Here is a 12,334-nt window from a genome sequence, read left to right on the forward strand (position 1 = left end):
GGGGTTGGGATTATGAAGGATAAAATTATGGATCGCTGGAGCACCTATGAACCTTTTCATGTTGTTTTGGGCGATAAAAAAGTAGCAGACATCATTATCACGAATCATGCCCGATCCCGTTGGATCGATCGCGTAGAGAGTGAAAAAACAGGATTCGAGGACATTTGCGCTTTTCTATGGGATCGATTAAAAAAAGACCAAATCAAGCCTTATTACAAAAACGAAAAGGACGTTTATGTTGTCGAGGACGATTTGGTCATGGTAGCTGAGTTTGCGATTATGGAAAACGAATTCGACATTGCCGGCAATCCGCTGCATAAGATGATCATCGTGACGTTCCTCGGTCGTATGTCCGAAGTGATCGAGCTCCGGGACTTGAAATCGTATTACTCCTGGCTCCGGCATTCCCGGAGGATGACCTTGATCAAGAACAGCCGCAAGCGTAAATAACGAACCTTAATGGGGCATGCCGGCAATCGCCGCATGCCTTTTATCGTCATTAAAGAAGTTTAACTCTGCATATGCAGTAATGCCCTGCAACGAATTGCTTCGATCGGAAGCTGTTGTTACTTTACGAGTATGGGGAACCGAATAAGAGCGGTTTAGGAGCTTTATTTTGTCCCAAACCTGCTTGGATGATAAAACAAGAGTGGTTTGGAGCCGCTAATATCTGTGAAAAGGGTGACAATCCGCCAACTGGTTGAAATAAGGGGCTCAAACCGCCGTTATTGGTTCTGGTTTTTCGAAAAGGCCGAAAATAAAGGGTGCCAAAGGCTTCTATTTTGTATAGTACCGGGCTGAAGCTGTGGGATGTGGGTACACGACTCGTGGCGGCGTGATTCTGGGGCATTCACGATCATCCTTTCTGTTGTGACGCGAATTTCAACACCGTTTTGTTGTCCGGGTGGCGTCTCGATTGGCGTTCTCTTCCATTTGTTGCAAAAGGAAGGCCGCATGCGATACAGTATCAAGTAGAGAGGGGGCGGGATCGGCTTGGCGTTAAACTTCCATCAGCTTCATATTTTTTATACCGTCGCCGATAAAGGCAGCTTCTCCATGGCCGCCCAGGCGCTTCATATGACACAGCCCGCCGTAACGATGCAAGTGCAGTCGCTCGAGGATTACTTCGGGACGAAGCTGTTTCACCGGTCTACCAAAAAGATCGAGCTGACGGAAGCGGGAAGGACGCTGCTGCCGTTCGCCAAGCGCAGCATCGACCTGATCAAGGATACGGATTCGGCGATGTCGAAATTTACACAGCTGCTGGAAGGCCGTCTTCAGCTCGGAGCGAGCCTCACGATCGGGGAATATATTTTGCCCCGTCTGCTCGGTCCGTTCGGCAAAGAGTATCCGAGCATATCCGTCAGCTTGAAAGTAATGAATACGACGCAAATTCTCGAAGAGATCTTTAATCACCAGTTGACCTTCGGTCTCGTGGAAGCGCCGATCCAGCATCCGGACGTCCGGACGGAAATCGTGCTGAACGACGAGCTGAAGCTGATTGTCCCGTCGGATCATCCGCTGGCCGACAAAGACATCGTGACGATGGCCGACGTGCAGAAGTATCCGTTTATTTTGCGGGAACAGGGGTCCGGCACCCGCCAGGTGATGGAGCAGGAGCTGCATCGCGTCGGGGTCGGTTCGGAGCAACTGAAGATTGTTATGGAACTCGGCAGCACCGGGGCGATCAAATCCGCGGTCGAAGCGGGACTCGGGATTACGCTGTTGTCGCAGGCAGCCGTCCGGCACGAGATGGCGCTTGGCATTTTCAAGATGAAGACGATCGAGGGGCTTACGTTTACCCGGCATTTTTATTCGATTTATTTGCAGGCGGCTTTGCTTCCGATATCGGCCGTCACCTTTTTATCGTTTTTGCGCGAACGCGATCTGAATGCATGGCTGTAAAGAATTCAGAGTATAAGTGCGAGTTCAAAAGTCCGGTTTTCAGCACCGAGAAGATGGGATGAAGCTAGGAAATGAGGAGCGGAGCGTAGTGGCAGCTACGTGAGCACCGGAAGTTCCGGCTGAATGCCATATTCGATGTCGAGCAGGCTTCCTGTATCTGCTTCGTGATCAAAAGTGGACTTTTTGAACAACTTCTTAAAGTGTGAGTTCAAAAAGTCCGGTTTTCAGCACCGAGAAGATGGGATGAAGCTAGGAAATGAGGAGCGGAGCGTAGTGGCAGCTACGTGAGCACCGGAAGTTCCGGCTGAATGCCATATTCGATGTCGAGCAGGCTTCCTGTATCTGCTTCGTGATCAAAAGTGGACTTTTTGAACAACTTCTATAACGAGGAAAGCGAGGAGGGCGAATTGACGGATAAGTACGATCTGCATTCCCATACGACTGCGTCGGACGGCACGAACGCCCCGGCGGTTCAAGTCCGGCTGGCCCGGGAGGCCGGTCTGCGCGGAGTCGCGATCACCGACCACGATACGGTAGCCGGTGTTGCAGAGGCGCAGGCGGAAGGCGGCGCTATCGGCATCGAAGTAATACCGGGCGTAGAGATAAGCACCGTTGCCGACGGAAGGGATATTCATGTGCTCGGTTATTTTATCGATACCGGGAACACCGCGTTTTTGGAACGATTGAAGCAGTTGAGGGAGACGCGCAACACCCGGAATGAAATGATACTCCGCAAGCTTGCATCACTCGGCATCGAGGTGTCGATGGAGGAAGTGATTCAACAGGCCCGCAAAACTCCCGGCAAAGACGAGACGATCGGCAGGCCGCATATTGCCGAGGTGCTTGTTCGAAAAGGGCATGCTTCTGACATGTCCGATGCGTTCAACCGTTACTTGGCCACAGGCGCCGCAGCCTACGTCAATCCGCCGAGAATCCGCCCGGAGGACGCGGTCGACTGGATTCGCGAGGCGGGGGGCGTGCCGGTGCTGGCTCACCCGGGATTGTATGGCAATGACGAACTGGTCGTACGGCTCATCGAGTACGGGATTGCCGGAATCGAAGCGTACCACTCCGACCATGGACCGGAGGAGGAGGCCAAGTATGCGGAGATGGCCGAACAACACGGCTTGATCGCGACCGCCGGTTCGGATTTTCACGGTTCCCGGGGCGGTGTTGTGTTCCATGCTCCGCTTGGCTCCCGTACCGCCGACGCTTCGGTGTTAGAACGTCTCAGAGCAGCAAGCGCCACTAATCGACGATAGGAGACGTGACCGTATATATGAAAATACGTAAAGCCATTATACCGGCTGCAGGTCTCGGAACCCGGTTCCTGCCCGCGACGAAGGCGCAGCCGAAAGAAATGCTGCCGATCGTGGATAAGCCGGCGATTCAATATATTGTGGAAGAAGCGATCGCTTCGGGCATTGAAGACATTATTATCGTAACGGGACGCAATAAACGGGCGATCGAGGATCATTTCGACAAATCGGTGGAGCTGGAAGCGACGCTGGAGGAAAAAGGGAATTCCGATCTGCTCCGGATCGTCCAGGACATATCGAATATGGCGGACATTCATTATATCCGTCAGAAGCAGCCGCTCGGATTGGGGCATGCGGTATACTGCGCGAGAAAATTTATCGGCGACGAGCCGTTCGCCGTCCTGCTCGGCGACGACATTATCGATTCGGAGCCGCCTTGCCTGAAACGGATGATCGATCTGTACGAACGTCATCAGACGTCGGTCATCGCCGTGCAGCAGGTGCCTTGGGAAGACGTTCACAAGTACGGAATCGTATCGCCGGCAGGCGGCTGGGAAGGGCCGATCGCTCATACCCGGATCGAGGATCTGGTCGAGAAGCCGGACCGCGAAACGGCGCCTTCCAATATGGCGGTTATCGGCCGCTACATTATCGAGCCGGATATTTTCCGGCTGCTGGAGGAAGGCAAGCCCGGGCGGGGCGGGGAGATTCAACTGACGGACGCGCTCCGTCTGTTGAACACGGACAAGCCTATGCTCGCTTACCCGATCGAAGGAAAGCGGTACGATGTCGGGGACAAACTGGGCTATATCGAGGCGACGATCGAATTTGCCCTGGGCCGCGACGATTTGCGGGACGACGTCCGGCAATACTTGTCGGCGCTTGTAAGCAAGTGGGACCTGGAAATGATGCGGGCCCGGGGATAGCGGATACAGCGGGAACGAGCCTGTAGAGGCTCGTTCCTTTTTTTAGATCAGAATGTTTAAGTGCTTTACGGTGATAAAGCGAAGTTAAACCACACTCTAACGGACTTGGTGGAGGCTATTTCGCTAAAAAACCGTTTTTTAAAATGTAACGGTCACCACAGCGCTTATTTACTCCGAACCACCTCTAAAAGTAACATTTCTCACCAAATAGCTGCATCCATGTCCGTTAGAAAACAAATGGATCGATATTCACCATAATAACGACCGCTGTGTCCGTTAGAGTTTTTGTTCTCTGCCAGAAAGTTTAAGTTCTTTACCGCACTGAAGGGGAGGGCTTTCCTTCCTTGGCGTTAGCGAACGTATACCCAGTTCGATGATTAACGAATCGGATCGTGCTAATGGCTGAAAAAACGACGTTATTCCAGACGTAACGAATCCGGGGATCGTTTTCGTACCGAGAGTGAAAAAAACGATCCGTTTTGCGGGAATAACCATACAAGAGTTCGTTACAAATTCAAACGTCCGCATTTTGTTCTGATAACGAATGCGGGTTCGTTAGCGATACCAACTCATGAAGACAACACTACCTGAGGGCGAGCGGCTGGAGCGAAGGTACCCATTCCCTTCCAACGTACAAATGCATGGGTTTGCACGTCAAAGGACCATCCGAACGGTTTTTGTTAAAGTCATAATTTTCAGCAAGCCATTTCTTACGGTTAAAACGGGCTTGAAGGAGCGGAATAGAATGAGGGGTTGGGCTTTGCCTTTTGGGAATTGTTAGTCGTGTCGTAATAATATAGCTCGATGTCACAATAAAGTAGTAACAAATTAGGGCGCGGGTGTGGTATTTTGTAATTGATGTCGTATATTAATAGTCCTTGCGAGGAGTGGATCTGTTGTGATACGAGTGGCCATGCTGAGCTTCTGGCACGTACATGCGAAAGATTATGCCAAACAAATCAACGAGCATCCGGATACGGAAATTGTAGCAATCTGGGACGAAATCGACGAGCGCGGCCGCGGAGAGGCGGAAGCGAGGGGCGTACGGTTTTACGAATCGCTCGATGAGCTGCTGGCGCAGCCGGATATCGATGCCGTTGTCGTCGATACGCCGTCCAGCATGCATCGGGACGTTATGGTGAAGGCGGCGAATGCCGGCAAACACATTTTTACAGAGAAAGTATTGGCGCTGACGCTGCGCGAAGCGAACGAAATTGTGGAGGCGGTCAACAGCTCCGGCGTGAAGCTGACGGTATCGCTTCCGCGGCTGAACGACGGATATACGCTGGCGATTCAGGAAGTGCTGCGCGAAGGGCTACTCGGCGAGCTGACGCTCGTACGCGCCCGCTTGTCCCACGGCGGCGCTATAGCGAACTGGCTGCCTACCCACTTCTACAACCCGGAGCAAACCGGAGGCGGCGCATTGGTGGATCTCGGCTGTCATCCGATGTACCTGACCCGGTTGTTCCTCGGTTTGCCGGAAAGCGTCACAGCCAATTACGGCTACGTGACGGGCAAGGAAGTGGACGATAATGCAGTAGCCGTGCTCCGGTATCCGGGTGGCGCGATCGGGATCGTGGAAGCCGGATTCGTCAACAAGTTTTCGCCGTTCTCGCTCGAGCTGCACGGTACCGAAGGGTCCCTTCTGTACAGCACGCACGATAATCAGATTGTGCTGCGGACGTCCAAGCTCGGCGAGGAAGCGGCGAAGTCCTGGAGCGTCAAGCAGCAGCCTTCGAATTGCGCTTCGGCGATTCAGCAATGGGTCGGTCATATTCAGAACGGGACGACCGCGGAGGAAAATATCGGCCTCGCTCTCGACTTGACGAAGCTGATGGAAGCGTCCAACCTGTCCGTCCAGCGCAATCAGCCGGTGCTTCTAAGCGAGCTGGTTCGATAACCGGCCGGGCGGGGGAAAGCCGATGGCTATCCATAAAGCGCAGCGCCGGGAAGAGACGGTTGCGTCCTCTGCGAGAAGAAGCGAGAAGCCAAGCCCTTACGCTTTTATGAACGGGCGGCATAACGAGTTGGAGCGGCGGGACATCCGGTTTCGCTGGGGCGATTACGGATTCCGGGTTCTCCGCTTTCACTGGACGACGTTTGCGCCATCCAAAACGGTCCCTTTTCATAAGCATGCGGAATTCGAATTCCATTTCATTCCCCGGGGTAAAGGGCTCGTCATTATGGACGATATTCGGCATCCGTTTCATGAAGGGATGTTTTACTTGACCGGTCCGGAGGCCGAGCATTACCAGGAAGCCGACGCGGTCGAAGGGATGGATGAGCTGTGTCTCCACCTGGATTTCGTCAAGCTGAACGAGCATCCTCCCAATGAAGCGGGAGCGCAGTATTCCGCCGTCTCGGGGGAATGGGGAATGGAGTCCGAAGTCGAGGAAGCGGAAGAGTGCGTCCGTCTTCTCCGCAGTTTGCCGCGCAAGCCGGCGGTGGACCAGTTCGGGGCGATGGACTGCTTTATGACCGCTTTTCGCGCCTGGTCGGGCAACGAGACCGGCATGTACACGACGATTAAACAAGCCGTGATCCAAATCCTGCTCCGGTCGGTTCGCGCTTACGGGGGCGGGCAGGCAGAGCCGAATTTGCCGACAAGGGATATGAACGCTTACCGGGTTCAGCTGGCCTGCCAATTTATTCAGGCGAACTACAAGCGGCCGATTACGCTGGAGGAAGTGGCGGAGAAAATCCGGATCAGCGGCAGGCAACTGCAGCGCATCTTCCGCGAGCAAGGCATGGGTTCGTTCAGCGAGTATATCGAGGCGGTCAGGCTGGAGCGCGTATGCGGGCAACTGCTCGAATCCGACGAGCCGATCGAGCGAATCGCTCTGGAGCAAGGATTTGCAAGCGGCAATTATTTGTACTACGTATTCCGCAAACGATTCGGCACGACGCCGGGAGCTTATCGGGATAAAGCCCGAAGCGGCGCGCTGAAGCCGTGATAAAGCGGGCGTGCAGCGGAGGCAGCGGGTTCCTCCTGCTCCCATACGTATAAGTTTGCGCATCCAAAAGGGGCGTTCCCAAAAGCGTTCGCAAAACACGGAAACGTCCCCATAGCCAAACGAAAGGACCTCAACTTCCACGGTAAGGTGGAGCTTGAGGTCCTTTTTCTTCAGAAAATTCGAGCGAGGTTCGAAAAAGCGCAAAATGACTTTCAGGACAGTCTTTCTTTCGTACTCCGCCAAATGGCCGGCATCGGCCCGCAAGGCCCTACTTTACAGTAACGGGCATGGACTTGACCGCTTCATCATCCGGCGTTACGAATAACGTCTTCTGCCGTTCGTAGATGACATAGCCGGGCTTGGAGCCGTTCGGCTTGCGTACATGCCGGATCAGCGTGAAGTCGACCGGCACCTGGCTCGAAGATTTGGCCTGACTGTAGTAAGCGGCCAGCATCGCCGCCTCGTGCAGCGTCGTCTCCCCGAAAGTATCGGCCCGGATGACGACGTGAGAGCCGGGAATATCTTTCGTATGCAGCCAGGTGTCGTTCGGCTGGGCAAGCCGGTTGGTCAAATATTCGTTCTGGATGTTGTTTTTGCCGACATAGATCGGTATGCCTTCTCCAGACGTGTAGCAGGTGAGCAGCGGTTTGTCCGTTTTTTTCTTTTTGGCTTTCCCCTTCTTGCCTCCCCGGTCGCGGAGATACCCTTGTTCCACCAATTCGTCCCGGATGCCCTCGATGTCGCCGAGCGTCGCCCGGTCGAGCTGAGCGAGCAGCGTGTCCAGATACGTGATCTCGATGTCGGCCGCTTCAATTTGCTCTTGAACGGCGCTGACGCTGTTGCGGAGTTTCGTATACTTTTTGAAGTACCGCTGCGCGTTTTCCGACGGTGTCAGTTGGGGGTCCAGCTCGATTTCGAGCGGCTTCTGGTCCTCGTCGTAATAGTTGATCACTTCGATCGATTTGTCGCCCCTTTGCGCCAGATGAAGAGAGGCGGTGAGCAGCTCGCCGAGGATGCGGAAGCTGTCCGCTTCTTTGGCGTCCTCGATCGTATCGCGCAGCTTTTCCAGCTTTTTCGCATTTTTGGTGCGCTCGTTCTGCAAGAAACGAAGCAGATCGGCCGCCCGCTGCTTCACCGCATCGCGGTCCGCCTTATCCCCGTAATAGGATTCCAGACAAGCGCTGACCGTATCGAACCGGCCGGTTTCTCCATGAATATGCGTCAGTTCGATAACCGAAAAGTAAGCTTTCCCGCCCGTTTCTTCTACGATTACCGGCACGTAGCGGTTCGCTTCGATCGCTCCCATCACATCGCGGAACGCCTTCCAGACGGCGCCCATATCCGTCTCGCCCGCAGCAGCTCCAGGCGCCGCGCCGCTGCGCCCTACAATTTCTTTGGCGGCCAGCGGGCTGATTCCGCTGTAAAGGTTTACGAGCTGCTGCCGGACAGGCGCGGCGCCGGTTTCCTCATCGCCGCCGCTTTCCTGCAACAGCTGCCTGAATGAAGCCTCGGTCGCCTCGAGCGGGTTCGCTTTGCCCTGCTCCGGGGGAGCGGCGTACTGGCTTCCGGGCATGACGATCCGATGCGAGCTGATCGCCGGCGTAACGTGATGGATGCCGTCCAGCACTGCATTCGTCTTCGGGTCGACTAAAATAATGTTGCTGTGCCGGCCCATAATCTCGATCACGATCCGCTTGACGCTAATATCGCCGATTTCGTCGCGCTGCCGGACGTCGATGTGGAGAATCCGCTCGAGACCGACCTGCGATACCTTCTCGATGACCGCGCCTTCGCAATGTTTGCGCATCAGCATGCAGAACATTGGAGCTTCGGTCGGATTCGTGTACGACGACTCCGTAAAATGAACGCGCGGGTAAGTCGGGTTGGCCGACAGCAGCAGCTTGCGATTCTGGCCCTGCGCCCGCAGCTGGAGCACGATATCGTGTCCGGCGGGCTGATAAATTTTATTGATTCTGCCTCCTACGCACACCGCGAGTTCGCTGGCGATGGCGCGGGTGACGAGTCCGTCCAAAGACATGAGGCTTTCTCTCCTTTGTATGAAAAACCGGCACGGCACGGATATTCGGCCGCCGGTAACACGTAAGCTTCCCCTATCATGCCATAAACAGGGCCGGCGGAACAAATGTTTTAATCATTTTGTGCGAACGGATCCGGCAAAAAAACGGATTCGGACGGGCGGTGGGATATTTTCCGGCTTGTCTGAATACATTTACCATGAGTGAGCGTGTACCATTCAACGCTTCGGGAGGGGAAGGGACGTGGATCAGAAGAACTGGTATCACATGGCGGCGGCGGAGTCGGCCAAGACGCAAGGCGTCGTTCCGGCGCAAGGGCTGACGTGGGAAGAAGTCGGGGCGCGCCGCGAGAAGTACGGCCCCAATGAACTGACGGAGAAGCGCAGTGTATCGCTGATCGCGCTTTTTTTCAACCAGTTCAAAGATTTTATGGTGCTTGTGCTTATGGCGGCGACGCTCATCTCCGGGCTGCTTGGCGAGTATTTGGACGCCATTACGATCATAGCGATTATTGTCATGAACGGCGTGCTCGGATTTATTCAGGAGTTCCGTGCCGAGAGGTCGCTCCGCGCACTTAAGGAGCTGTCCGCTCCTACAGCGAAAGTAATCCGGGAAGGCGAGCTCGTTTTGCTGGCGGCGAGGGAGCTGGTGCCGGGGGATATCGTGCTGATCGAAAGCGGCGACCGGATTCCGGCCGATATCAGGTGGATCGAGGCGAACAGCCTGTACGTGGAGGAGTCGGCGCTTACCGGCGAATCGGTACCGGTCGGCAAACATACGGACGCTTTGCAGGAGGGCGAAGTACCGCTCGGGGATCAGAAAAATATCGGATTTATGGGGACGATGGTGACGCGGGGAACGGCCAAAGGCATCATCATCCGGACCGGTATGGAGACGGAGATGGGCAAAATCGCCGATCTGATCCAAAATACGGATACGATGGAAACGCCGCTGCAGCATCGGCTTGAACAGCTGGGCAAAATATTGATCGCCGTCGCCATCGGTCTTACGATTATGGTCGTCATCGCGGGCATTATGCACGGACAGCCGCCATACGCCATGTTCCTGGCCGGCGTGAGCCTGGCGGTCGCGGCGATTCCCGAAGGATTGCCGGCGATCGTTACGATCGCCCTGGCACTTGGTGTACAGCGGATGATCAAGCGCAAAGCGATCGTCCGCAAGCTGCCCTCCGTCGAGACGCTAGGATGCGCTTCGGTTATCTGCTCGGACAAGACGGGAACGCTGACGCAAAATAAGATGACGGTCACACACGTCTGGCTTGGCGGGGACGTGCTCGAAGTAACGGGCGACGGGTACGAGCCTTCGGGGCAAATTTTAAGCAACGGCGCGCTGGTCGACTTGCGGCAAAATCAGTCGCTGAGACGGCTGCTGCAAATCGCCGTCCTGTGCAATAATGCCAACCTGCATGAGGAAATTCCGGAACAGAAGCGGAAAGTGGGCAAAGGGCCGGTGAAGCCGGTGTACTCGATCAAGGGGGACCCGACGGAAGGCGCGCTGGTCGTGCTGGGGGCGAAGGCGGGCATTACCCGGCATTCGCTCGACGGGCTGTATGAGAGGAAGGGCGAGCTTCCGTTCGATTCCGACCGGAAGCGGATGTCGGTGCTGCTTCAGCATCAGGGCGGCCGGCTGCTGTTCACGAAAGGCGCGCCGGACGTCGTGCTGGAGAAATGCAGCTACGTGTTGTGGGACGGCAAAGTCATCCCGTTCACCCCGACGCTGAAACAAAAGGTGATCGCCGCCAATGAGGGAATGGCCCGCTCCGCGCTGCGCGTCCTCGGTCTTGCTTACAAGGAGCTCAAGCCGTCGGACCGCGAAGATACGACGCATATTCTCGAAAATCAGCTGGTGTTCGTCGGACTGACCGGCATGATCGATCCGCCCCGCAAGGAGGTTCGCGACGCGATCCAAACGTGCAAACGGGCCGGAATCAAAACCGTTATGATCACCGGCGACCATCAATCGACGGCGGAGGCGATTGCCCGCCAGCTCGGGATGGTTCCGCAAAACGGGATGTCGATGAACGGCCAGCAGCTGAATGCGTTATCGGACGATGAGTTGGACGAGAAGTCGGATCACGTCTACGTTTATGCGCGCGTATCGCCCGAGCACAAGCTGCGGATCGTCAAATCGCTGCAGCGCAAAGGCCATGTCGTGGCGATGACCGGCGACGGGGTCAATGACGCGCCGGCCATTAAGGCGGCCGACATCGGCATCTCGATGGGAATAACCGGTACGGACGTAACGAAGGAAGCGTCCGCACTCGTACTGAGCGACGATAACTTCGCCACGATCGTCTCGGCGATCGAAGAAGGACGCGGCATCTATGAGAATATCCGCAAATTTATCCGGTATTTGCTCGCTTCCAACGTAGGGGAAATCATGACGATGTTCCTGGCGATGATGATGGGCATGCCGCTTCCCCTCGTACCGATCCAGATTCTCTGGGTCAATCTGGTGACGGACGGCTTGCCGGCCATGGCGCTCGGCGTCGACCAGGCGGAAAAAGATTTGATGCAGCAAAAGCCGCGCGGAGCCAAAGAGAACATTTTCGCCCGCAGGCTGGGGTGGAAGGTCGTCAGTCGCGGCATACTGATCGGAGTATGTACGCTGGCAGCTTTCTGGATTACGCTGCAGCAAAATCCGGACAGCGCGGAAGGATTGGTCCGGGCGCAGACAGTAGCGTTCGCTACGTTGGTCATGGCCCAACTGATCCACGTGTTCGATTGCCGCAGCTCGCGCTCGATTTTTCACCGCAATCCGCTGCAAAATAAATATTTGGTGCTCGCCGTTATTTCGTCGGTCGTCCTTCTGCTGGGAGTTCTGTACATCGAAGCGCTGCAGCCGGTCTTCAAAACGATGGCGCTCGGGTTTGACGAATGGCTCATTACGCTTGTATTCGCGGCAATTCCGACGTTCCTGTTCGGGCTTGGCAGCATTTTGACGACACAGCGCCGCAAACGCCGCAAGCTCGTATCCGGCTACCGCTCCAATACGGCGGCCAGATAACAGCGCTGCCGCACGCAAGCAAGAGGAGATTCCGCAGAACTTCCCGAACGAACCGCTGGGCTGCAAAGGACCCGTTTGGGAGACCGGTTCGCAGTGGGAACTGCTTCCTAGCGCTAGGATAGCAGAGGTTGAGTATACGTGTTAGAAAGCCGGGCTGTGCGCTCCGGCTTTTTTTGTTCATTTGCGCCGCGAATTTACTGGCACTGAGGGGGGGGATCCTCCACCCG

At 55.4% G+C, this 12,334-nt stretch carries 8 protein-coding genes; 7 read left to right on the top strand and 1 reads right to left on the bottom strand.

Annotated elements, in window-relative coordinates:
- Positions 1-12: 12 nt before the first annotated feature.
- The 6 genes from IDH45_RS11520 to IDH45_RS11545 all read left to right on the top strand — a co-directional run bounded on the left by IDH45_RS11520 (position 13) and on the right by IDH45_RS11545 (position 7,044).
- On the top strand, positions 13-450 hold the full coding sequence (locus tag IDH45_RS11520; protein ID WP_190927685.1) for a hypothetical protein: 438 nt from the start codon (positions 13-15) through the stop codon (positions 448-450).
- A gap of 543 nt (positions 451-993) precedes the next feature.
- Positions 994-1,905 carry a selenium metabolism-associated LysR family transcriptional regulator gene (locus IDH45_RS11525; protein WP_190927686.1) on the top strand — a complete coding sequence of 304 codons (912 nt, stop codon included), beginning with the start codon at positions 994-996 and terminating at the stop codon, positions 1,903-1,905.
- 368 nt (positions 1,906-2,273) lie between these two features.
- Entirely contained in the window at positions 2,274-3,167 is an 894-nt protein-coding gene (locus tag IDH45_RS11530; protein ID WP_223836570.1) for a PHP domain-containing protein, read from the top strand.
- Between the two features lie 17 nt (positions 3,168-3,184).
- Positions 3,185-4,090, top strand: a complete 906-nt coding sequence (gene galU / locus IDH45_RS11535) for a UTP--glucose-1-phosphate uridylyltransferase GalU (protein ID WP_190927688.1) — start codon at positions 3,185-3,187, stop codon at positions 4,088-4,090.
- 898 nt (positions 4,091-4,988) lie between these two features.
- The gene (locus IDH45_RS11540) at positions 4,989-5,990 is read left to right on the top strand and encodes a Gfo/Idh/MocA family protein (RefSeq protein WP_190927690.1); all 1,002 of its coding nucleotides are present in this window, start codon (positions 4,989-4,991) and stop codon (positions 5,988-5,990) included.
- Between the two features lie 22 nt (positions 5,991-6,012).
- Entirely contained in the window at positions 6,013-7,044 is a 1,032-nt protein-coding gene (locus IDH45_RS11545) for a helix-turn-helix domain-containing protein (RefSeq protein WP_223836571.1), read from the top strand.
- A 268-nt stretch (positions 7,045-7,312) separates the two neighbouring features.
- Here IDH45_RS11545 and IDH45_RS11550 read toward each other — a convergent pair whose 3' ends face one another.
- Entirely contained in the window at positions 7,313-9,082 is a 1,770-nt protein-coding gene (locus tag IDH45_RS11550; protein WP_190927692.1) for an Rqc2 family fibronectin-binding protein, read from the bottom strand.
- A 241-nt stretch (positions 9,083-9,323) separates the two neighbouring features.
- Here IDH45_RS11550 and IDH45_RS11555 point away from each other — a divergent pair, with 241 nt between their 5' ends.
- A complete protein-coding gene (locus IDH45_RS11555; protein WP_317891192.1) occupies positions 9,324-12,107 on the top strand; it encodes a calcium-translocating P-type ATPase, SERCA-type in 2,784 nt (927 codons plus the stop codon).
- Positions 12,108-12,334 lie beyond the last annotated feature (227 nt).

Origin of the sequence: Paenibacillus oceani (genome assembly GCF_014705615.1) — a bacterium.
In the GTDB taxonomy this organism is placed as follows: domain Bacteria; phylum Bacillota; class Bacilli; order Paenibacillales; family NBRC-103111; genus Paenibacillus_AB; species Paenibacillus_AB oceani.

Coding starts and splice junctions, on each gene's coding strand:
- IDH45_RS11545 (WP_223836571.1), top strand. CDS start 6,013: ATGGCTATCCATAAAGCGCAGCGCCGGGAAGAGACGGTTGCGTCCTCT.
- IDH45_RS11550 (WP_190927692.1), bottom strand. CDS start 9,082: ATGTCTTTGGACGGACTCGTCACCCGCGCCATCGCCAGCGAACTCGCG.
- IDH45_RS11520 (WP_190927685.1), top strand. CDS start 13: ATGAAGGATAAAATTATGGATCGCTGGAGCACCTATGAACCTTTTCAT.
- galU (WP_190927688.1), top strand. CDS start 3,185: ATGAAAATACGTAAAGCCATTATACCGGCTGCAGGTCTCGGAACCCGG.